This is a genomic window from Nicoliella spurrieriana (assembly GCF_023380205.1).
Taxonomy (GTDB): Bacteria; Bacillota; Bacilli; order Lactobacillales; family Lactobacillaceae; genus Nicoliella; species Nicoliella spurrieriana.
Genome location: NZ_CP093361.1, coordinates 1669385 through 1693571 on the forward strand (window position 1 = coordinate 1669385; position 24187 = coordinate 1693571).

18 protein-coding genes and 1 pseudogene are annotated in these 24187 nt (G+C 38.5%); 6 read left to right on the plus strand and 13 right to left on the minus strand.

Going from position 1 to position 24187, the window contains the following annotated elements:
* Positions 1-148 precede the first annotated feature (148 nt).
* Complete coding sequence (locus tag MOO44_RS08495; protein ID WP_260116683.1) at positions 149-1063, plus strand: DMT family transporter; 915 nt, start codon at positions 149-151, stop codon at positions 1061-1063.
* 64 nt (positions 1064-1127) lie between these two features.
* On the opposite strand, the gene MOO44_RS08500 is transcribed toward MOO44_RS08495, so the two are convergent.
* Together MOO44_RS08500 and MOO44_RS08505 are read right to left on the minus strand one after the other, a co-directional pair.
* Positions 1128-1727 carry an NADPH-dependent FMN reductase gene (locus MOO44_RS08500; protein WP_260116684.1) on the minus strand — a complete coding sequence of 200 codons (600 nt, stop codon included), beginning with the start codon at positions 1725-1727 and terminating at the stop codon, positions 1128-1130.
* An 11-nt stretch (positions 1728-1738) separates the two neighbouring features.
* The gene (locus tag MOO44_RS08505) at positions 1739-3142 is read right to left on the minus strand and encodes an MFS transporter (protein ID WP_260116685.1); all 1404 of its coding nucleotides are present in this window, start codon (positions 3140-3142) and stop codon (positions 1739-1741) included.
* A gap of 106 nt (positions 3143-3248) precedes the next feature.
* Here MOO44_RS08505 and MOO44_RS08510 point away from each other — a divergent pair, with 106 nt between their 5' ends.
* The 3 genes from MOO44_RS08510 to MOO44_RS08520 all read left to right on the plus strand — a co-directional run bounded on the left by MOO44_RS08510 (position 3249) and on the right by MOO44_RS08520 (position 5832).
* A complete protein-coding gene (locus MOO44_RS08510) occupies positions 3249-3722 on the plus strand; it encodes a MarR family winged helix-turn-helix transcriptional regulator (protein ID WP_260116686.1) in 474 nt (157 codons plus the stop codon).
* A gap of 86 nt (positions 3723-3808) precedes the next feature.
* Positions 3809-4765 (plus strand): zinc-binding dehydrogenase, encoded by a 957-nt coding sequence (locus MOO44_RS08515; RefSeq protein WP_260116687.1) that lies wholly within the window; start codon positions 3809-3811, stop codon positions 4763-4765.
* Between the two features lie 107 nt (positions 4766-4872).
* Positions 4873-5832: an NAD(P)H-quinone oxidoreductase gene (locus tag MOO44_RS08520; protein WP_260116688.1), complete on the plus strand. Its 960-nt coding sequence runs from the start codon at positions 4873-4875 to the stop codon at positions 5830-5832.
* 106 nt (positions 5833-5938) lie between these two features.
* Here the strand turns inward: MOO44_RS08520 and MOO44_RS08525 are convergent, their stop codons facing one another.
* The 7 genes from MOO44_RS08525 to MOO44_RS08555 all read right to left on the minus strand — a co-directional run bounded on the left by MOO44_RS08525 (position 5939) and on the right by MOO44_RS08555 (position 14430).
* Positions 5939-6544 carry an Lreu_0056 family protein gene (locus MOO44_RS08525; RefSeq protein ID WP_260116689.1) on the minus strand — a complete coding sequence of 202 codons (606 nt, stop codon included), beginning with the start codon at positions 6542-6544 and terminating at the stop codon, positions 5939-5941.
* 127 nt (positions 6545-6671) lie between these two features.
* Positions 6672-8333: a UvrD-helicase domain-containing protein gene (locus MOO44_RS08530; protein ID WP_260116690.1), complete on the minus strand. Its 1662-nt coding sequence runs from the start codon at positions 8331-8333 to the stop codon at positions 6672-6674.
* Positions 8334-8447: 114 nt separating this feature from the next.
* Positions 8448-10088, minus strand: a complete 1641-nt coding sequence (locus tag MOO44_RS08535) for a hypothetical protein (protein WP_260116691.1) — start codon at positions 10086-10088, stop codon at positions 8448-8450.
* Positions 10078-11961: an McrB family protein gene (locus MOO44_RS08540; protein WP_260116692.1), complete on the minus strand. Its 1884-nt coding sequence runs from the start codon at positions 11959-11961 to the stop codon at positions 10078-10080. The genes MOO44_RS08535 and MOO44_RS08540 overlap by 11 nt, the downstream gene beginning before the upstream one ends.
* A 133-nt stretch (positions 11962-12094) precedes the next feature.
* On the minus strand, positions 12095-12706 hold the full coding sequence (locus tag MOO44_RS08545; RefSeq protein WP_260116693.1) for an Lreu_0056 family protein: 612 nt from the start codon (positions 12704-12706) through the stop codon (positions 12095-12097).
* A 125-nt stretch (positions 12707-12831) separates the two neighbouring features.
* Complete coding sequence (locus tag MOO44_RS08550; RefSeq protein ID WP_260116694.1) at positions 12832-13308, minus strand: DUF2798 domain-containing protein; 477 nt, start codon at positions 13306-13308, stop codon at positions 12832-12834.
* A 177-nt stretch (positions 13309-13485) separates the two neighbouring features.
* Entirely contained in the window at positions 13486-14430 is a 945-nt protein-coding gene (locus MOO44_RS08555; RefSeq protein ID WP_260116695.1) for a hypothetical protein, read from the minus strand.
* A gap of 470 nt (positions 14431-14900) precedes the next feature.
* Between MOO44_RS08555 and MOO44_RS08560 the strand changes: the two are divergent.
* Positions 14901-16519 (plus strand): annotated as a pseudogene (locus MOO44_RS08560) (peptide ABC transporter substrate-binding protein).
* A 141-nt stretch (positions 16520-16660) separates the two neighbouring features.
* On the opposite strand, the gene MOO44_RS08565 reads toward MOO44_RS08560, so the two are convergent.
* Positions 16661-17545 carry a restriction endonuclease subunit S gene (locus MOO44_RS08565; RefSeq protein WP_260116696.1) on the minus strand — a complete coding sequence of 295 codons (885 nt, stop codon included), beginning with the start codon at positions 17543-17545 and terminating at the stop codon, positions 16661-16663.
* Positions 17546-17547: 2 nt separating this feature from the next.
* On the minus strand, positions 17548-17781 hold the full coding sequence (locus MOO44_RS08570; RefSeq protein WP_260116697.1) for a restriction endonuclease subunit S domain-containing protein: 234 nt from the start codon (positions 17779-17781) through the stop codon (positions 17548-17550).
* Positions 17782-17985: 204 nt separating this feature from the next.
* Here MOO44_RS08570 and MOO44_RS08575 point away from each other — a divergent pair, with 204 nt between their 5' ends.
* Positions 17986-19254: a restriction endonuclease subunit S gene (locus tag MOO44_RS08575; RefSeq protein ID WP_260116698.1), complete on the plus strand. Its 1269-nt coding sequence runs from the start codon at positions 17986-17988 to the stop codon at positions 19252-19254.
* On the opposite strand, the gene MOO44_RS08580 is transcribed toward MOO44_RS08575, so the two are convergent.
* Positions 19255-20874, minus strand: a complete 1620-nt coding sequence (locus tag MOO44_RS08580; protein WP_260116699.1) for a type I restriction-modification system subunit M — start codon at positions 20872-20874, stop codon at positions 19255-19257.
* Between the two features lie 11 nt (positions 20875-20885).
* Positions 20886-23999 carry a type I restriction endonuclease subunit R gene (locus tag MOO44_RS08585; RefSeq protein ID WP_260116700.1) on the minus strand — a complete coding sequence of 1038 codons (3114 nt, stop codon included), beginning with the start codon at positions 23997-23999 and terminating at the stop codon, positions 20886-20888.
* Positions 24000-24187: the final 188 nt, after the last annotated feature.

Sequence of the window (24187 nt, forward strand, 5' to 3'; positions counted from 1 at the left end):
TCGTTTTTTAATTTTTAACTACTAGATTTAATTCATATTCATATTAAAACAGCACTCATTATAATTCAAAGATAACGTCCTTCAGTTGAAAATTTTTCTAAATCACGGTGTAAAATAAGAACTAAAATATCATAAAGGGGATTTTCACTTGCCATACTTATTTGGAATCATCGCCGGGTTAGTATTACCGGTGCAAACATCAATTAATACGAAATTAAAGAACACCCTTAGGGGTGGCCCGTTCTTTGCCTCAATGGTGTCATTTGTGATCGGAACGCTGTCATTATTGATCGTGAACTTGATTGAAGGTAACTCGCTATTGGTCCCTGTCAACACCTTTACCACCGAACCAGTGTGGATTTGGTTCGGCGGAGCCCTTGGGGTGGTCGGACTAACGGCTAACATCATTATCTTTCCGTACTTAGGAGCGGTACAAACCGTGGTCATGCCAATCTTAGGCCAAATTTTAATGGGGATGCTCATCGATAACTTCGGGTTATTCGCCGCCCCGGTGCACCACTTCACACTACTCAGGTTATTGGGCATCATCATCCTATTAGCCGGCATCTTTATGATTGTGATCAAACGCGAACCCGCGGCTAGCAGTCACAAGAGTAAGTTGCCCTGGCAACTAATTGGCTTAGTCGCTGGGATGTTTCAAGCTTCCCAAGCCCCGATCAATGGTCATTTGGGGATTCTTATTGGTTCACCGACCCACGCGGCATTAATCTCATTCTTCGTGGGTGCCGTCATTTTATTGATCATTGGTGGGATTAGCGAACACGGGTATCAAAAGGTCAAGAATGCTTTTAGCCACGGGCATCCCTGGTGGGTCCTCTCCGGTGGAGCCCTCGGCGCCATTTATGTGCTAGCTAACGCCGACATCAGCCCCATTATCGGTGCCGGAACCGCGGTAATCTTAGCACTGCTAGGTAACCTATTTGGTAGCGTCATTTTTGATAAATACGGGATCATGGGGGCCAGCAAGAAACACATTACGATTGTGCAATATTTAGGAATTGTGGTCATGTTCTTAGGCGTGGTCATTGTAAAGTTATTTTAAAAACAACAAAGGGTCAGCTTGATGCCAATTTTGACACCAGGCTGACCCTTTATCGTGCTATCTATTAACCCTTAAATGGATGGTCCTTCAATAAGTCCGTGTAAAACGCGATTCGTTTTGCAGTTTGCGTTAACTTCTTACCATAGTATTCACCAGATGGTGCATCTGGTAAGACGGCGCCATCGGCAGCAAAGTTATCCTGCACGTTTCCAATGACAACTGACTTTGGTAGCACGAACGAGCCCAAACGATTGATAATTGGGCTGAGTGCATTCCCACCAAATTGACCGCCCCGGCTATTGTTCGAATAGGTAATGATCAATGCCGGCTTATCACCAATTTCTCCAGCAAGGTAGTCAATCCCGTTCTTTAAAACTGCCGGAATCGAGTGGTTATATTCTGGCGTCATGAAGATGTAGCCATCGGCATTCTTCATATCATCGACCCATTTTTGTTCATTTTCCTTTAAGGTCCGGTCCGGATTGTTTAATGGCGCTAAATCTTCATAGAAAAACGGCAGGTTATAACTGCCCAATTCCATAAAGTTAAACTGGTCGCCAGTCATTTTTTCATATTCATCCTTGTGGGCTGCCATGTAGTTCAATAGGTTCTTACCCAATGCAGCCTTACGTGAAGTTCCTAAAATAACGTTAATTGTTGACATAAAAATTCCTCCTATGATTGTGTGGTTCTAATTGTTTTAACTTGCTTTAATGTAATTACAATCGTAATCACGATTAAAACAATTCCAAATCCATATACAAATTGTTGGCCCATTAGATACAATGGCTTGTTACTACCGGTAAAGTTAGTTACATGCTGACCGGAAATGACGCTCATGACCAAGAATAATAACGACGTGGCAAGGGCATTGCCCAGCACCATTCCGATATTCCGGGAGAGCGAATTCATGCTCCCGGCAATTCCCAGGTCCTTACTCTTGATCGAACCCATGATCATTGAATTATTCGGTGCTTGAAAGACCGAGTTACCGAGTCCCAATAACCCAATCGCTACCATATAGATAATGATACTCGAATTTAGGTTACTTGACAGCAATAATACTTGGGCCACCAGAATGAACAATAATCCGATCACGATCAATTTAATTTCACCGAACACATCGGCCAGTTTCCCGGATAACGGAGCGGTCACGATTTGAACGAACGGTAAGATCATCATAATCAAACCGGCAATCCCCGCGGAATAGTTCCGGGCGTTTTGCAAATAAAATGGTGTCAGGACCATGTAGAAATTATTGGTAACGAAAATTAAGACCGCCGTAATTAGACCCGCTGAAAAATCGACATTCTTAAATAGTTTTAGATCGATCAACGGATTGGCTTGCTTATTCTCATTGAAGATAAAGACAACTAGTGCGACCACCGAAATTAGTAGTCCCAGTAATAACCAACCATTTAGATACCCAAATTGTTGCCCCGCGTAGAGATACACGAAGAATAAGAAGATAAACGCGGTCGATAAAGCATCGCCAATTGGATCTGATTGCTCTGGCTTGCCAGGATGGTCTTTTTCCAGCACCTTGGTGGCCATTAACATCATTAAAATCCCGACTGGCACGTTAATGTAGAAGATATCCTCCCACGATAGATACTGCAGAATCACGCCCCCGACTCCGGGACCGGCAATCATCCCGAGTGCAACGAACGAACCAATCCACCCGAGGGCCTGACCCCGTTGCTTTTTTGGAAACACTTCGGTAATAATTCCATTATTGGTACTCATCGTCATCGCTGCCCCGATGCCTTGCAAAATCCGGGCAAATATTAATAATGTAATATTAGGGCTTAGTCCACAGACCAGCGACCCGACCGTAAATAATGCAGTTCCAATTTTAAAAATGCGGTTTTTGCCAATTTTATCGCTTAACTTCCCTAACGGCATTAATAAAATACAGATGGTAATTAAGTAGGCAGAAACAATTAATTCAGAAATACTCATACTAATCGATAATGATTTACTAATCGTGGGTAATGCAATGTTTACCACACTCGCATCAAGATCACTCATAAAGGTCACGATCCCAATACAGATAAGGATCAACCATTTTCTACTCAATTCGGTTCCTCCCTTCAGATTTGTATTCACTTGAATACATTGTTAGTATATCATTAAAATAACAGAATGCAAGTTTTTATTCACATGAATTAAAAAAGGAGAAGTTATGGATAATTCACAAAAAGTCATTACCTTAATCGGGCAAATTCTAGAACAAGATTCAAAGGATGATAACGAAAAAGAGTGGATGCGCCAAAACGCCCCCACTAAGGAAGTCGCCAATGTCATTCATAAACTAACGACCCGTGATTTTCACGTGATCATTGCGATTTATCATAGTCAAAAAGCATATGCCAAGGCGCTACCAGAACAAGTCCACATTTCACAACCGACCGTTTCGAGGGCAATCAAGGCCCTTAACGACCGTGGGTTAATCAAACGCTACTCGACTCCACAAAATAGTAAGGACATCATCGTGGAATTAACCCCCCTCGGCACTGCGGTCGCTAAGGTCCAACTCCAATTACGGAATAAGCTCACTGCTGACGTTTCTAAAATTTTAGGGCAACTGTCGGAGCATGAAGCTGACCTCTTCGTGGATACGCTGCGGCAAATCAAAAACCTCAATATTTTTGATTAATTCAGACGCTAATCGGTTGACTTTTAGTCCATAAAAAACTATTGTGTTTTAAAAGTAATCAATTAAATTGCAAAGGAGATCAGACCATGAAAGCAGTTACAATTCACAGTTTAGGACAAGCCAATCCCTTAGTTGACGTACCGACCCCAGCGGTCCCAGCGGATTCCGTATTAATTAAGGTGCACGCCACCGCAGTCAACAACGTCGATTTAGCTTGGGCCACTGGAAAGCGCAAAAAAGACGATACCATCTTGGGATTAGAAGTATCAGGTGAGGTCGTCGAATCCAATTCGGCCGTGAAGGTCGGCCAACGGGTAGCTGCATTTGTTGTCGGTGGTGCCTACGCTGAGTTCGTTTCGGTCCCAGCTAACCGGGTCATCCCACTTCCCGAAACCGTTTCATATTCAAAGGGGGCCTGCATCCCAGTTAGTTATCTGACTGCCTACCAATCACTATTTTGGTTGGGCCAATTGCAGGACCATCAAACCGTATTAATTCACGGTGGTGCTGGGGGCGTTGGTAGTGCCGCCACCCAATTGGCCAAGGCCCTTAAGGACGTTACGGTCATTACCACTTCCAGTGCTGCTAAAACGCAGGCATGTAAGGAGAACGGTGCTGATTACGCAATTGATTACGAACACCAGGATTTTGAAGCCGAAGTGGATCAAATCACTGATCACCAAGGGGTTGATTTAATCATTGACTTCATTGGTGCGAGTTATTTCCAACGGAATCTAAACGCTTTGCATACCGATGGTCACATCGTCATCATCGGCACGCTCGGCGGTGAAATCGTTGACCAATTCAACCTCCGCTACATCATGGTCAAGCGGGCTACCGTGACCGGGTCCATGTTAATGCCCCGGTCTGAGGAATATAAAGCTAAGTTAACCACTGAATTTGCCCAAAAGACAGCACAATTATTTGCGGACGGGAAGTTGGACCCAGTCGTAAGTGGGGCGTTCGACCTTCCCGATGCCCTAGCGGCTCAAAAATTCATGCATGATAAGCAAAACGTTGGTAAAATCGTTTTAAAGGTTTAATTAATCGGATTGATGCTTAATCGCATCAATCCCTTTTTAGTAATTGACAATTATCGCATAACCCGCTAATCTATTTGGTAAAATCAATTCATTGCGGAGGAAATCATATGAAAGCAGTTACCATCCATAGCTTAAGTCAAGCTAACCCCATCGTCGACGTTCCAAATCCCGAAGTCACCACTGGCTCCGTGTTAATCAAGGTTCATGCCACCGGTGTTAACCACGTCGATTTGGCGTGGGCCACCGGCAAGCGTAAGCCCGCTGACACCGTGTTCGGACTAGAAGCAGCAGGTGAAGTGATCGAATCTAAGTCCAATCAGGTGCAAGTCGGTCAACGAGTGGCGGCCCTTCTCGATCATGGTGGTTACGCTGGCTTGGTTGCCGTCCCAGCTGAACGAATCATTCCACTTCCAGATGAAGTTAGTTACACCCAGGGTGCTAGCATCCCAGAAAGTTTCTTGACGGCTTACCAGGCCCTATTTTGGATCGGTCAGTTAAAAGAACACCAAACAGTATTAATTCATGCCGGAGCCAGTGCAGTGGGCACGGCTGCCATTCAGCTCGCTAAGGTGTTGAAACACGCAACCGTGATTACCACTGCTAGTACTGCCAAAACGAAGGTTTGTAAACAATTCGGGGCGGATTACACGATTGATTATAAAACCCAGGACTTTGAAGCCGAAGTCGATCGGATTACTGAACACCAGGGCGTTGATTTAATCCTCGACTTCATTGGGAAGAACTACTTTCAAAGTAATTTGAACGCATTGCACTTTGATGGCCGGATCGTGTTAATCGGTGATTTGAGCGGTAGCATCGTGGACCAATTTAATTTACGCTACATCATGGTCAAGCGCGCCAGCATTACCGGAACCATGTTATCGCCACGCTCAGCTGAATATAAGGCTCGCTTAACGCAGGCATTCGTGGCCGATACCAAGCAATTATTTGCGGACGGAACCTTAAAGCCATCAGTGAGTGCCACCTTTGACCTAGCGGACGCCCTCGCTGCTCAACAGTTCATGGCTGATCAAAAGAACGTGGGTAAAATTGTCATCAAGGTTTAATCGCCACGATACGAGAAAATGGAAATTTGGTAACCACCATCATTAATAAATAGGGGGGAGGAAATTCGGCATGCTCGAACTTCCTCCCCCCTATTTAGTTTCTTTGCTATTCATTATCATGTTGTTGTGCTGATTTTAACTTGGCCACGTCGCCATTTACCTCGTCTTTTTGGCCCTGGTTAACGTAGTAGTCATTCACCAAGCGGTCAATCGTGACGGTTTCCACCTTAAAGTGACCATCGGCGACATCTTTTGCACCCGAGACCCAATTCTTAATCGTCACATTCGAGCCGTTCACTTGATAGAATACATACCCTAATTGATCGGTACTCATATCCGTAATGTAGCTATATCCCTTTTCCAGTGCATTTTTACCCACATTTTGACTTGCTGGCATGTAATAAACCGGATCTGAGCCCTTAATTAAATCCGGAAACGCCAGAAAGACGGCCATGACCCCAATCTGCTTATCACTTAAATTACTGGTATTTTTACTAACAGACGCACTACTAGCAGTGCTACTACCATTAGTCGCCGAACTACTGGCTGCTGAGCTGCTCGTGGTCACACTCGAACTAGCTGAGCTACTGGTAACACTAGAACTACCGGCTTGGCTACTACTGCTACTCGTCGCTTTATCATTACCATTATTCCCACAACCAGCTAACAATAACACCATTGATAATCCTACAATACTACAAAATTTTTTCATATCGTATCATTCCCCTATGTATTAATTATTTACACCTTTCAGTATATGATTATCAATTAAAAAACGCCAATTTTAGCAATAAAAAAACCACGATTTAAAAGCCCATCGTGGTTTGTAATTAATTTAACTATTGAATATAGCGGATTGAATCACTGCCAATTTCCTTTAGCAAGTTAATCGTTTGCGGATTCCGGTATACCAGCATTAACATGTTTTCAGACCTAGTAATTCCAACGTATTCTTGTGCATAAAACCGATTGGCTTCCTCATCATTTAACATCTCAAACTTCACCGTACTATCCATGTTTAAAATTTCATCACGGCAATAGTAACTAGGCATTGAATCGATACAATAAAACAAGACGTTCGGAAACTGGAGCCCCTTAATTTTATTCATCCCTAAAACATAAACATTAGCAGTCCCATCGTCTTCATCATCGTCTTTACCATACTCATCCTTAAAGGCAATGTCATTTTGCTTTAATAGGTTCGTAATTTCACGTTTATCCCGATCATTCCGACAAATGATTAATGAATCCTCATTCGCCTTTACCGCCCGGTTTAAAAACCGAACGATGTAATCCGATTTAGAGTAGTTCACCGCATAGGGTTGATAACTATGCTTAGTCGATAGCTCTGGCTCAATGAACGTCGATTCCGTTTCCTTATAAGAGGCTGATTCAACATCAGAGGAGTAGTGTAACTTACAGTAATCTAGAAAATCCTTCCCGAGCTTAGAAATTTCATAGGTATTTCTGTAGTTATGCTTAATGCGATGACTATTTCCACGGTTCACCTGCAGCCCTAGTTTCTTCCAAGACATCCGACGTCCAAAGATGTTTTGTGATAAATCACCTAATAGTGTGAAGTAGGTATTGCCATCACGCTTCCGAATTTGATTTAACGCTTCGAACATTACCGGCGATAAGTCTTGGACTTCATCAACGATTACATAGTCATACTTTTGATTTTCGGGAATGTCGAGGTACTTCACCAAGCGATAAACATCATTATAGTCAAAAATCTTAGAAACGCCCCGGTCAGTTCTGTAACTATCCCGTTTTTCATAGTATTGGTAATAAATATCATAAACCAACTTCCGTTGAATCCCGCCCTTGTTTCCCAGGTTAAATGAACTTCGGCCAATTCGATCGGCATTTAAATAGGCGGCTTCATCATTATACGGAATCTCATTATCCTGCATCCAGTTAATTTCATCCCTGATTGCTAATTTGATGTCCTTATAGCTCATTTGATCTTTTTTCCAAATGTTATTATCAGGATGCTCCTTTTTGGCTTCATCAATCAATTCATCTAACATTTTATTTACAACATTTTTATCCATAGCAGTCGCTTCTGGGTAGTAATTGTACCCCCGTTTATTATAAGGACTGCGATTATGGACGTAGTCATCATACCGGTTATTAGCAGATTGTAAGAATTGATATTCATGCTCATTTAGATTTTTCAATTCTTGCGTCGGCCGGCAAGTATTCACTAACTCCTTAAAGTATGTATAAACAGTATTCACATCCACATTGTCGGTGTCGTTCGCTTGTTGTTTCACATTGCCCCTGATAAATGAATGAATCGCATCATTATAAGTCAGAATTAATACCCTTTTGGGCTCAAATAATGATGAATTTGATAGCATAATGGAGCGATAAATGGCAATCACCGTTTTGCCACCTCCAGCAACACCTAAAACAATTTGATCTTGATTATCACTAGCCCGTAGCGCGGTGACTTGTTCATCAGTCAGTTCCTTTTCACTCGGTAAAACATTCATAAAAACACCCCATATCAGTCATAATTATTCAATCTATTTTATTTTTACCATTATCATTTCAATAAATCAACCGTTAATTAACGCACTCTAATCATTCGCATCAAAGGCAATCGATCAACAATGTAAAATTGTTACTAAATTCAAAATCGCCGTTATTTGTGCGTCAATAAAATCATTAATTTGCCGCTTATCACTAGGAACTGCAAATACCGATTCCAATCCCCACCGCCTTAAATGAGCATCACTCGAAACCGGATTGATGATGCCGACCTTAGAAACCACCCGTAATAATTCACGCGGAATGTTTTCAACATAGTGAGCCGATTTAAACATGTCACTACTATTGACCTTATAGTAGTAGTCCAATAATTGCTGCATCGTATCCTTATTACGATCGTTGATAAAGTACTTAATTTCTCGATACTTAGTATCCATAATAAAACTACCGATCAACGTATCATCAGCGTCATGATCGAAGAAATCGACCCTAAGATCAGGTTTGTAATGATTGCTATCGATCCACAGTTTTGACCGACCATTATCAACATGGTCCATTTCATCATTATAGGTAATTACCGCCATCACGGTTAATTTCAGCGTCCCTAGCTCAACTGGCTTAGTCATTTTAACCTGCGTCATCTTAGGTAGCCCATCAATCGGCTGATTGTTAGCCATTAACTGCTCCGCTAAACTCCACAGTGGCACGTCTGAAAACCCCAGTTGGTGAAATGCGACAATGACGCTAATAAAACCCCAGTATTCATATAAATCATAACTGCTCCGCCGGGCAATCCCAAATTGATTCGATTGGGCTGCAATCGAATGCTGCTTGCGAAGGCAGTCCTCAACGCCAGTTAAAAATTGAGTCATGAATCGGTACCGGTAGTCAATTTGATGGGCTTGACGCCGCAACGGCCGGTCCGTGACCCGCTTCAGCCAGGAATGCGTCAGTAGCTGATTGATTAAATCAACGTATGGCGTGATGATTTCATCATTATTAGCATTCACTAGCGGGTTCAGAATGAAGTTTAACCGCCGAAGGGTCGCCTTTAAATTTTGGTTTGCCTGCGTATTGAAGTTCACTTGATTCGATTGAACGTAGTAACCATCACTTGGCTTTTGTGCCATCCGGTTCAGTGACCGTCGATCAAGGCGTCCCGTCAATGCCGGACTCCAATGATGGCCGCGTTTAAGCTGATTTTGTGGATGCTGCTTTAAGTTTGCAACCACGCCGGTAAAGGCCTCTAAGTGCGCCTTTAAAAAGCGCATTAGTTCATCGATTAATAGGATTGACGCCACCCGGGCCCGCTTATTCGTAGCCACCTGGGATAATTTTTTAAACGCCGCATCAATATCAAACACCATCTGATTATATTCTTGATCGGCATTTTCACCGGTCCCAAAGAACTTATTATTAAATTTTAACCAGCACTGGTAGCGGGTTTCATCTGCACACACCACTAATTTATAGTATCCAGGAATGTAAACATCCTTATTAATCTTAGTATCATAAAGAGAAACGGTGCAGTCACTAGCAAGATACTGCCGGCCCCGTTCATCACGGGCCAAGCTATTCAACGGGACGCGCTTCAGCTCTGATAACCCTTCCAGATACACCCGCTCATTTGCCCCCACGGTAATCGCCAAACTACAGTAGGTGTTCTCCTTAATTTGATAACAGGCAGTCCCAGCTTGAGTTAACTCTAACTGCTCCTTGCCAGAACGGCCCCGAATTAAAACCACCCTAGTTTGCAAATCCAATCACCCTAATCTCTTTTCGCTTATGTGTTAGTTGCTGCCTAGTTACCTCAAAATCAGATAAATCGTGGTAGCGGTCCAATAATTGTTCAAATTGATTATCAGCACCTAATAACGGTGCTAACACCTGTTGACTACCGCGTACCTTCGGTAAAATCCGTTGGGCGATTTGGTAATCAAATGCCACCCGATCATCAAATTGAAAATCGGCATCATCGTACGCTTTAACGTTGCTCATAAACGTTTGAATGTTACTCAATGTGCGCCAGCTAAAGCCCAAGTCCGGAATGGCATTGTTAATTAACTGGTACAAATCATCGAAGAACTGTAAGTACAATTGATTAAATTGAAAGTCCCCGCGGTCAATCGTTTGTTGGTAGGTGTCAAATGATACTTCAGGACTATCAACGGTGGTGGGAGCTGGGAGGTTTAAGATGGCTGTAAAGGCCGTTTTAGATAGCTTGATCAAATTTGCCCGGTCCAAAACCTTATCTGACAACTGGAACGTTGATTCATCAATGTTCATGGTCCCAATGAACCGCACGTTATTTGGAATCCAGACTTCCGCAGGATATTCATCCGCATTATCCACTGATTGATGTGGGTTATACAGCCTAATTTTTTGGTCCTTTTTATCCCGTTCTAACACTGATAGGAACTGAGCAAAGTAAAATTCCACCCGTGCTAGGTTCATTTCGTCTAAGACGATTAAGTATAATTTATGGGGATTGGCATTTGCTGCGATGAGGGTATCAACGATCCCCGATGTGCTAGGCAGGTAGCGTTCTTTGGATATGTCTACGAACCCTAATAAATCGGCATCACTTTGCCAGTCAGGACTCACCGCCACCATGTTGAACTGTTCTTCGTTTTTGATGCCCAGCGCGTCAGCATATGCGGTCACAATTTTAGATTTTCCAGACCCACTTAATCCTGCTAAAATCGTCAGTGGAAAACTCTTAACCGAATTATGGAAGTTCGCAATGTCTTGCTTGGTAAATTCAAAGCGATATTGCTTTGCTAGCACTTCAGCAAAGTGGTACAAAACATCATCAGATTGTGAATTTACGATTGCTTGATTATACTCAGCATTAAAATATTGATGCGACTGTTTAATGGTTCCCGAAGCAGAATCGCCCAAGCAGACGTTTTCAGGAATATAAAATAACGTATCGGAATCATTCAGATTGCTCAACCAATCATCATTAATTTTAGTCACTTGGTACTGGTCGAATGGATCTGTAAACTGAAGCACCCCATCAGCTTGGACCTGAACATGCCCACTCAGTAGCATCGTTTCATTTTCGCCAGCCCAAATCATCCCATTGATCTGTACATTTTCATCAATGGTCGTGTGTTCATTCACCCGAACTTCCTGCCCAGATTCGATTGAATGCAGTAGCTCATCGACTCCGTAAATGCCAAGAGTGTTACTAGGGTTCAAAAACGCTAATGCTTGATCATAATTGGCTTCATGATCAGCATTGACTACCGCAATTAATTTCGCATACCCGATTCGATCAGTTAAATTAGGTTCCGTAATGAATAACTTATTTCGGCAAATTTCAATCATTTGTTCCTTTAGCGCATTGACTTTGATGTCATTATCAAAGTCAGCGCTCTTAGTAATCTTCTGATCACGCATCATCTTAACAACATTTAAACCATTTATTTTAACCCCAACATCATGGATGGATTTAAACTCTAGATAGATGTATTCATCTTTACGAGATGATAGATTTATCTTTTCTTCATCCGCCTGGTTTAAAAAGCCTTGATAAACTAACCGAAACGTAAAATAAATTGAATTATCTTTCATATTTTTATTCACAAAAAGATCCTGAATGGTTCCAATTGCTTCAGCTGCCATTTAGTTCCACCTCAAAAATAAAGATTTTAAATTTAATATAGCAAAATCAAATCCGAAATACAAATTATTTCAGATTGATTTTCACGCTAAAAAGCCATCCGTAATTGCGATTTGGACAATCACGGATGGTTCTTTAGTCGTTTTTGTGCGCATTCATAAATTGTTGTGCAGATTTAAGTTGATTAGCATCGCTGTTAACCTCGTCCTTTTGGGATTGGTTAACGTAGTAGTCATTCTTTAAGCGGTCGATACTAACCGTTTCGTTCTTCCAATGCCCATCGGCAACTCCACCCTGAGCACTTAGCTCCCAGAGTTTAATATTAACGTTCTCTCCATTAACCTGGTAATAAATAAAGCTGGTCGGATCCCCCATTTGACTAACATAACTATAGTTACGAACTGCCGTTCCTCTAGAATGAGTCGTTAAACTAGCAGGTTGATAATACATCCCATCCAGGTTCTGCTTAAACCAATTCGGCATGGTTAAAAATGCTACCATGACCCCAATTTGTTTATCATTGACCCCACTGTTATTTGTAGTGGTGGCCGTGCTACTACTCTGCGCAGCAGAGCTGCTATTGGTCGCAGAACTACTGGTGGCCGAACTAGAGCTAGCCACACTACTGGAGCTACTAACACTACTGGACTGACTGCTGCTACTAGTTTGTTGACTAGCGGTTTGATTCCCACAGCCCGCTAGTAGTAATAACGTCGCTACCCCCGCGATTTGCCAAAGTTTATTCATAAAACACCATTCCTTTATGTAAAAATGTGATTAACACTTCCAGTATAGAATGATAAGGAATAAAAAGCGAGTTTAAACAAACAAAAACGCAGAACCATTCACTGATTCTGCGTTATGATTATTGATTATTGACGGGCGTCAAAACTTGCTTGCACCCGCGCTAATAGGAACCGACAAATCGGGCCCACGATTAGGAGTTGCAATGGTAATGCTAAGATTAAGTTTAATAACCATGCATGCCCGTACATCACCCACGAGATGTTCCCAATTCCAAATGTCACGATAATTCCGAACAATGACATGCAGGTCACCATCCCAAGGACCATCAATGTTGAAATCCCCAATGCAATTTTAATCGGTGTTTTCTGCCAGGCTGGTTTAAAAATGAACTTGAAAAAGATGCCCTTCATGCTAGGCCCCACTAAAAGTAGATCCAGACATGCGGCCACTAACAATGCGACTGGGTAGCCCTTAATAATCTCAAGTGCGATTCCACTATCGACTCCCTGGGCTAAAATCACGTTATACGTTTCCATGACGATGACCATTAAGCCGGCCATCAGTGCTGTAAAAATCAATTCTTCCTTAAAATTTCTAGGCATTGTGATCGCTCCTTATTGCTTATTCATTAATTAGCGTAGCACAAATAATTTTGCTTCATAAGTTACAGTTTGATTACAAAATCATAATTAAATCGATCGGACCATTGCCATACTATATTTACCAAAATAACGCCTCTAGTTGATGAACAACCAAAGGCGCTTTTGTAATATTATCATTTAATTTTTAACACTTTGCAGCTGTTTTTTCGCCTTATTCAAAGTTTGCTTAGCCTGCTTAATTGCAGATTGCTTCCCTTTCTTTTCAGCTCGCTTTAAGTTCCGCTTAGCCTTAGTAACCGACTGCTTAGCTCGTTTTATTTTAGCAGCATTCTTACTTGGCTGTTGTTGATTATTAGTTTGTGAACTAGCATTACTAGTCTGAGTCTGATTGCTGCTAACACTACTCCCGTTTGAACTATCGGAATTTGCATCGCTATCAGTCGTACTGGGCGTATCACTAACATCTTCATGGAGGTAATATTTAAGAATGATATTGATTTCATTTAATAGTTTGCTTCTAGAAATTCCATCATGTTGATCAACGTGTTGGCCAAAGCCGTATTGCATAAAATCGCTATCACTCATATTCGAAACATCACGCTTTAAATCACTAATCGAGTAGGTATTATCAATTATTGATGAGCTGGAAACGTACTTACTATAGAAATCATCAACATTATTTCCATCTGAATCAAAACAAATATACGCCACTTTAATCGGTTGTAGATTAGAAACTCCACTATTAGGATTTGGCACATAGTTTTCCTCATAAATTGTAGTCAGGTAGTCCTTATCATTATCCTGATTATCATTAATGCCATTTGATTCAACAATATAAGGGGCCGTACTTCTAACCGCATATTGCTTAGATGTACTGTCGCCACCCAATTGATAAGCAGTCTGATCATAATTAATAAACGATGGGCCTCCATCAAAATTAGTATAGAAATTAATATACTGGGATGCTTCATCGGAAAGTGGTGCCACTAACATGGTCCGATACGGAACCCCAGCATATGCCACGGGACCCGAAATAAAGCTTGGATTAACGGTGTTCATAACTGCGATTCCACCAGTAGTGAGTGCTGCTAACGTTGCTAAATAGATCATTGATTTTTTCATTATGAAGGCCCCCATCTTGGTATTTAATGTTTTCTTAATCATTATATTAATCCTATTATCGAATTAAATACAATCTTTTAACTAATATCTTCGTTTGGAGCTATCTTTTCATTGGAATAAAATTAATGGATTGAAATAAAAATTGCAAAAAGATTAATTTTGAATTATAATTATGCCATTAAATTAATATGTACGTTGAAGAGTAGAGTAACTAGGTTTTTGTCATTTCAAGAGAGTTCCGATTTGGTGAGATGGAATAATGATGAACTAGCGAAAATGAACTTGGAGTTGAATAATGGTTTTTATAGCTATTATTCCGGATTAAAGACCGATATCAATCTTTATCTCTATCTTATAGGAGATACTGAGGAATTTAGTGCGAGCTAAATTTAACTAAAAGGTGGTACCGCTGAAATGCCCTTTGTATTAATTTACAAAGGGTTTTTTATTTTCAGAGGAGGAATCATATAATGAAAAATAGCTATAAGGTAATATTAGGAAGTGTCTTTACCGGAATTGCAATCACACTAGCTGCATGTGGTAACAGCAATTCAGATAGCGCTAGTCAAAAGAAACAGGTATTAAATTGGACTGAACCAACCCCATTAGCAACAAATGACTTATCTAAGGCTACTGATACTTTAAGTTTCAACGTCCTAATGAATACTGGTGATGGATTATATCGTTTAGATAAAAACGGTACTCCACAATTAGCAATTGCTAAAAAGGCAACCGTATCTAAAGATGGCAAGGTGTATACCTTTGATTTAAGAGATGATGCTAAATGGTCAAATGGTGATCCAGTAACCGCGGCTGATTTCGTTTATTCATAGCAAAGAACAGTTAATCCTAAAACTGCGTCACAAGATGCTTTTTATTTAGACCAAGTTCAAAATGCTAAGGAAATTAATGCAGGTAAGAAACCATTGAGTAGTCTTGGCATTCACGCATTAGGCAAATATAAACTTCAAGTTACCCTTACCAAGCCAGTTACATACTTCAAGAAATTGTTATCATGGCCATTATTCTACCCAGTTAATAAATACGGAAAGCAGTTTGGTACTAACAGTAAATATAATGTTTATGACGGGCCATTTAAATTAACTAAATGGAATGGCTCCAGCAATAGTTGGACCCTCGTTAAAAATAAATATTATTGGGATAAACAAGCAGTCAAGTTAACTAAAATCAATGACCAAGTAGCTGAGTCAACCGAGACTAGTTATAACTTATATAAGTCCAATAAGGTTGATGAAACCCTATTGACAGGGCAACAAATCAAAAATAATAAAAATAACCCTGATTTTGTAAAACGAGTTCCAAATACACTAGTTCGATTAGACCTAAATCAAACTACCGTTCCGGCATTCAAAAATATTAACGTCCGGAAAGCAATTTCGCTTGCCATCAACAGACAACAATTAACTAATGATGTCCTACAAGATGGATCAGTTCCCGCTAAGGGATTTGTCCCTTCCAACATGGGTACTAATCCTAAAACAGGAGCACAATTTAATAATGAGTCATACGTTAAAAATAGTGTTTCTAGTAATCTAAGTGAAGCTAAGAAGCTATTAGCAAAGGGATTTAAAGAAACTAATACTAAAAAGTTGAATTTCAAACTACTAGTTGCTGAAACTGATACTAATAAACAAACCGCTGAATTTATCCAAGGTGCATTGGAGAAACTTCCAAACGTAAAGGTATCAATTTCTGTTGTCCCATTTGCTCAATTAATTGCTACTCAACAAAAGAAAAACTTCCAAGCAACGTTAGCTAACTGGCAATCTGTTTTCGCTGATCCAATTAATTTCTTAGATGTGTTTGAAAGTAACTCCAGCTACAATACCGTTGGTTACAAAAACAGTGAATTTGATAAATTAACTGAAGAAAGTGAAGATGAATTAGCTAACCAACTGAAAAGCGTTGGGATGCATTAGTAAAAGCTGAAAAGGTCTTAATGAATGATCAGGCCACGATTCCACTCTACCAAGCTGATAAATCACAACTGCTTAGAAGCGATGTTAAGGACGTTAGCTTTAATCCAGCTGGTGTTCCATATGATTTCAAGAATGCTTATATCAAGTAATATCTTCCCCATGATTTAAAAACAGGCCATGTTAAGTATTTTCTTAACACGACCTGTTTTTTTAATGTGCATATTTATTATGCCACTATGATTAAATTCATGAATAAAATTAGTTCAATTTATTGACATAAGAGCATCTAATTAAATGAACATGTTTTGTAGATATCCCTTCTTTAGTTGTTTGAGATGATCAAGTTTGGATTGTTGAAGATCAATTTGTTGATCTAAATTTTGGAAGAATGCACCGATTTTTTTTTGTTCTTTGGGGTGTGGAATCAATAATTTTAATTTAGAGTAATCTTTAAAATAAATATGTGGAATCCCCGTTCCAATCTTAAATAATCTGAAGTTTATATTTTGTAATTTGTAAAATAGATAATTTAAATCCACTCCATTTGGATGGATAATTTCCATCGTACTAATTACAGATGTCATCCCACGGCGAAGAAATGTTTTTCCAACGTTAGATCCATCCTTTATTATTGAAATATATTCATCCTTACTCTGATAACTATTCAAAAATCCTATTAATTTATTGACGTCATACACTGGATATTTTCCATTTTTTTTAACATCTTTTACACCTATATTAGATGATTGATTATAAGAAATATCTTTTAACGATACATTTAATAAATCATCATTGAATGTATGAAACCTTAACAAATTCACTGAAACTCCCTTTGCAGGATATAGTTTTTGCAAGAAACCGCGCTTCAGCTGCTTTAAGTGAGTAACTTTTTGAGATTGGAGTTCAATTAGTTGATCAAGTTTTTGTAAAAATAACCCAATTTTTTTCTGTTCTTTATCATTGGGAATATAGACAAGTAAATTTTTTATATCATTTGAATTTATTGATAAAAATGTTGATCCAGAACTATATCTTTTCCAAAAGTTTCTATTTTTTAATGATAGTAGTAAAAAATAAATAAAAAGATTACCTGATATTGAACAAACTCCACGCCCCAAAACAATCTCTGTAAATTGATTAATTGCTACTTCACCAACAGGAGCCCTAACAGTCATTATTATTTCATTTTTTTTGATAGTTTAGTTATTTCAGTAGTAAATATTCTTGGATTAATATGTCCATTTTTGATATCTGCATTACCTTGAACTAATACATTATATTCATTGTTATTTATGTAATTTTTAGAGCTAGGAGATTGTCCCATAATAATTTTGAAATATTCTCCAAACTTTACTAATTTCCAATATTTATGAAATTCTTTAAATCTATTTCTTGGACATAATTTACCCATTAATAATACCTCATTTTCATATCTATATATTTATTTTTACGTTTTAATTAAATAAAATCCTAATTAAAACGTAAATAGTGACATACAAATGCATATAAATTAGCGTTTATATTTCCTCATATCTAATTTTATATTGATTTAAGTATATCATCATTTCGTAATAATAGTGAAATGTATAAATATTATTAAGGAATGGTATTAAAAATGAATTTACCCTCGTTAAGATTCGAAGGCTATACGGATTTGTGGAAAAAAACTACTTTAAACAAGTTATCCAAAATAATTAGTGGTGGAACTCCTAATACAAATAATATTAGTTATTGGAATGGAAGTATAAACTGGTTTTCACCCATGGAAATTGGAAAGGATATTTTTGTTTATAATAGTCAAAAAAAGATAACTACTTTAGGTCTCCAAAAATCTTCTGCAAAAATTTTGCCCGTTGGAACCATACTTTTTACATCTAGAGCAGGAATTGGAAAAACTGCTATTCTTTCTAAAGAAGCGTGTACTAATCAAGGATTTCAGTCAATTGTTCCTAAAAAAAAATTATTGGATTCATATTTTACTTTTTCAATTACAAACAAACTTAAAAAATATGGAAATAAAATGGGATCTGGATCCACTTTTAATGAAATATCTGGAAAGCAAATGGGTAAAATGAAAATATTTATTCCAGAATTTCATGAACAACAAAAAATTGGTTCTTTTTTCCAAAAACTAGATCAACTAATTGAACTCCAATCTCAAAAGGTTATTCACCTGAAGCAACTGAAGCGCGGATTTTTGCAAAAACTATATCCTGCAAAGGGAGAAATTCTGCCATTACTTAGATTTAATAAATTTAATGGGAATTGGAATTTAGATAAGCTAAACAAACTCGGAAAAAGTTATGGTGGACTTACAGGAAAAAATAAAGATGATTTTGGTCATGGTAATGGTAAATATATAACATATTTAAATGTTTACAATAATGCTATAGCTAGAAAAGACGGAGTAAAAAGTATAGAAGTGGATTACAAACAAAATTGCGTTAATAAACACGACATTCTGTTCACTATTTCTTCTGAAACTCCTGAAGAAGTCGGTTTATCATCTATATGGGACTATAATGAAAATGATGTTTATTTAAACAGCTTTTCGTTTGGATATAGACCATTAATTCATTTTGATAATTATTTTTTAGGATACTATTTAAGATCTGATCAATTCAGAAGTTCAATATTTCCGCTTGCACAAGGAATATCTAGATATAACATCTCAAAAAATAACTTACTAAAATTAAAAATAATTTTTCCTAGTATTAAAGAACAACAAAAAATCGGATCACTCTTCCAAAACCTAGACCAACAAATATCCCTCCAACAATCCAAACTCGAGCATCTCAAACAACTCAAAAAGGTTATCTTCAAAATATGTTCATCTAAAAAAGACTCATTCTCCCGCGAGAGTGCGTCTTTAGTTTACGATTAATTATTTATCTTGATCATGTTGGTCCGTCCAAACCAATTCAGCCTTCATCTTGTTGAATTCGGCTTCAACCTTTTCATATTCAGCATCAATTTCAGCAATTTTTTGCTCTTCAGCTTGAATATCAATTTCTGGTTCTGGTTCAAAAGTATCTACATACCGCGGAATGTTTAAGTTAAAGTCATTTTCTTCAATTTCTTCGGGTGTTGCAACATGCGCATACTTATCAACGTCTTGCCGTTTTTGATAGGTATCAATAATCAAATCAATATCTGCTGGTTTCAATACGTTTTGATTCTTACCCTTTTCAAAGTGCTTACTAGCATCAATGAAGAGCACATCCCGATTATCCCGTTGCTTCTTCAATACAATTACCACCGTTGGAATTGAGGTCGAGTAGAATAGCTTTTCTGGCAAGCCAATCACTGCATCAATTTGATTCTTCTTAAGCAATGCTTCCCGGATTTTCCCTTCCTTAGCACCACGGAATAACACCCCATGTGGTAACACAATTGCCATCGTCCCAGTGGGTTTCAAATGGAAAAGGCCATGAAGTAGGAATGCGTAGTCAGCTTTACTCTTTGGCGGTAGTGCTCCATATTCTTTGAATCGAGGATCCTTTAATTTACCCTCGTTATTGTCCCAATGCGCAGAGTATGGTGGGTTTTCTACCACTGCATCTACAAAGCGAGGGTGTTCAATTCCATTTTCGTCAATTCCATCAGGCCAATCGCTTTCTAGTGTGTCACCATTTCTAAGTTGCATATTCTGGTAACCAATCCCATGCATCATTAAGTTCATTCGAGCTAAGTTATAAGTTGTTGTGTTTAATTCTTGCCCATGGAACCGCACTTTCCCCTTCTTTTGCCCATTGGGTACTTCATCTTGAACCGTCAATAGCAATGATCCCGACCCCATTGCAGGATCTAAAACATCAAATGGGTCGTCATTATCTGGTAACCCAAGCGTTACTAGTTTAGCAAGAATTTCGGACACTTCATGGGGCGTGTAAAATTCTCCCGCCTTCTTACCGGAGTTAGAGGCAAATTGGGCAATTAGGTATTCATATACATCCCCTAAAATATCATGCCCACTTTCGTCATTATAGTTAAATTTATCAACCAAGTTCACAATTTTACTAAGTGCCTTAGCCCGATCATTAGTGTTATTACCAAGTCGACTGTTTCCAAGGTTAATGTCCGCAAACACCCCCCGGAAATCCTTTTCGGCTCCGTGGTTCAATGATGCATTTTCATTAAAATGATCAAACATGTTTTGGAAATCTTCGGGAGCAATGGTGCCGTTCTCCACTTTCTTAACGATGGTGGCCCAAGTGTCTTCCGGACGAATCGCATATCCATCACGTTCTGCAATGGCTTCGAGATAATCTTCAACACCATCTTCAGCAGCTGCTTCCGCATATGCATCGTTAATATCTTGACCTGGTTTAACATCGAAGAAATCTTGGGACTTCAGGAATGCTTCTTGGTGTTCTGAAAGGTATCTATAAAACATGAACCCTAAAATATAGGTTTGGAAATCGACCGCATCCATGTTCCCCCGTAATTCATTAGCCATATTCCATAATTGACTCGTAATATCTGCAGCTTTATTTTCTGCCATCTTAGTTCCTCCTAGAATTGCTTCTTAATTTTGTCAGCAAGTGACTTAAACGCTTCCTTCATTTGGTTGTAATACTTAATTTTGCTTAATTTTTTAACGGATTGATCAGTAGCATCCTGCTTATAAGCCGATTTACCTAAATTAACAACTTTTTCCAGCTTATCAGAGTGTTGCAAATCATCTTTTTCCAATTGATGTTGATCAATTAATTCTTCAATTGCCTGCTGCACATTGGCATTTTCCAATCCCCACTGTTGAATAAAGGCACTAATTTCACCTTGTGACCAATTACGGCCACTGTTCTTAATTAAGTCCTCAATTTCATCGGGTTTAAGTGGATATTTAACTTGCTTTGCAAAATCAGAATCAATCAAGTTGCGGACCTGACGAGCATATTTTTGGTCGGTCTCATCCACCGAATCTAACATCCGCAGAATTTCGTTTTTAATTTTATCCAGTTCGGATTGGTCAACATCATTATCATGAACGTGATTAGCATACTCAGCAATCAGTTCATGCAGGTAATCGTAGTTTACCGTCACTTCTTTGACGTGTTCCATCCGCATATCTAATTCGATTGGGTCAACCTTCTCTACGTTAGCAATACTTTTCTTAACATCATAAGCAATTGCACCAGTTAAACGAGCCTCATCATCTGGTGGCAGTCCAGCAGCTTGCAAGACCTTATCACCACCTTCATCGACAAATTCTGAATATTGCTTTAATTTTGTAAGAATACGATTATATCTATTAAGCTGATTATAAGTCTCTCGTTGTTCCTTCTCACTATTGGGAGCAGCAGTGAAACTGCCTGTTAAATAAGATAAACTATCAACAACCTTACTAAAATCTGATTTAACTTCTTCATAATTTTTAGCAAGAATTTTATCATCATCTGGTATCAAATCGATCCCAGAGTCTGCTGAATCTGGATTAGAATAAATAGCGAGAGCTTGACGCATTAATTTTTCATTATGCATTGGCCACCGATAATTAACAATGTGTCCATATGGCTTATGCTCCATATCCTGAATTCGATTTGTACGTGAATATGCTTGAATCAAGTTGGCACCTTTCAATGTGCGATCTACATATAAGGTGTTTAAATTCGGGGCATCAAATCCAGTCAATAGCTGATTTACAACGATTACCAAATCCAAGTAATTTTTATCATCAACAGTTCGATTCAGGCGACTACAAACATCATCAAAGTATTCATTAACAGTTGTATCATCAAAATTAGTATTAAATTGTTGATTATAATCGCTAATCACTCGAAATAAATCTTGATTATTCTTTAACTGATTGTCGTCGTTAGAGGTGTTTTGGCTAAACGTAATCGCAATTTTTAATGGTTTATTTTTAGCAGTCATTTGCTTTTGGAATTCATCGTAATACATCATTGCCATTGGAGTTGATGCATTTTTACCACTAACATGAGTTGTTAACATTGCGTTATAGAGCCCATTAACGGAGCGATTATCCCAGTACTTTAAAATATCAGCAACCACCTGTTCAACGTGGTTGGGTTGCATATCATAAACGCTTGATTTTACCGCATCGTCCATATCTTCATTGGTCAATGAGTTAATCCGATGTTGAATATCAGTATCCGTCCAATTAGGGTATTGTTCATGGAAATACTGTGGTAGGTATTTCGACTTTAATTCTGAATATGGAATCGTTGTTTGAAAATCCACTTTAAAGCCGAGCACATTTTTATCAGCAATCGCATCACTGATTACATAGCGATGCAGTGGTAATCCAAAAATTTGCTTAGTGGTGGGGCCATTCTTTTGGTCAAAGTTTGGCGTTCCAGTATATCCAATCCACGCTGACTTTCGAAAGGACTTCTTAATTTTTTGAAGCATATCTCCACTAGTGGAACGATGTGCTTCATCCACAATAAAAACTGTTCGTTTCGTATCCATCGAAAATTTATCATTACTAACTAGCATATGAAGTTTTTGGATTGACGTAACTACAATATCAGTTTTATTTTTAGATTTAAGCTTTCGTCTTAAGTCACCAACATTAGCTGTATCTGAAACAATTCCCCCCTTATTATCTGCATCAGAATTGGGATCATAAGCTTTATATTCACGTGCTGTCTGATTCGTTAATGCAATTCGGTCCACTAAGAAGACCACCTTATCAACATTGGGCAAGCGTGAAGCTAAAAACGCCGCCTTAAAGGAGCTAATCGTTTTACCAGAACCAGTAGTGTGCCAAATGTACCCGACTTTTTTATTTCCATCTGTTAGATCATCAAAATCATGTTTACTTAATTTTCGAATGATCTCTTGAGTCGCATACACTTGATAATAACGCATTACCTTAATTGATTGATGATTAGGTGTGTTATCTAGGATCATATAGTTAGTGGCCATTCTATGTGCCATTGGAATTGATAAGAATTGATCCGCAAATTCTTTCCAATCTTGGATGGGTAACTTGCGACCACCGTTTTGTTTCCATTCAAATGCAAAGTCTGTATTGAAATCCTCTGAAGTTGTATTTGCCATGTACCTAACTTCATGAGGCGTCATTGCAATTAATATCTGGACCGTTGAGAAAATATCTGAATATTGATTTTCGTCTGCATATTGACGCATTTGTTCTAACGCTTTTTTTGCATTTATTTTATCCGACTTCTCTTCAATCTGAATGATTGGTAACCCATTAATTAAAAGTGTAACGTCAAATCGACGATTATGTTTACCCTTAACAACATTTTTCCGTTCAATCTGTCGCACAATTTGGTAGACCGTATTTCCAGCACCAATCTCATCTTGATCAAAAATAGTCAGATAGACGTGCTTATTATCATCCCGGTCAATTTCTACTTGAGACTTACCACCCACTCCATAAAGAAATACCCCTGCATAATATGGCGTCTTGGTTTGGTTTAAAATAGCCGCTTTGACCTGATTAAATTCAGCATCACTAAGTGGTTTAGTTAATTTATCTTGATTCAATTGATAAACAATCTTGCGAAAGTTATCCCAAAGGTCAGCAGTGGTTTTAATTGCATCCATTTGTTGCCATTGTTTTGATCCACCTAGATTAGCTAAATAGTCATAAACTTTTTGTTCAAATTTTAATTCATCATTTTCTACGGTCATTTGTTTCTCCTGTTATGTAAAATTATTAATATATTCATTTTATCATTTACATAATCATTATTGTTAATAATTTTTTAAATCAAATTAATTCATTTGATTTTTAGTTCACCTAATAATTAATTTCTATTAATTAAAGCGTAACATTGCCAAATATCTGCTCCATTATTCATTAATTTTTGACCTAATAA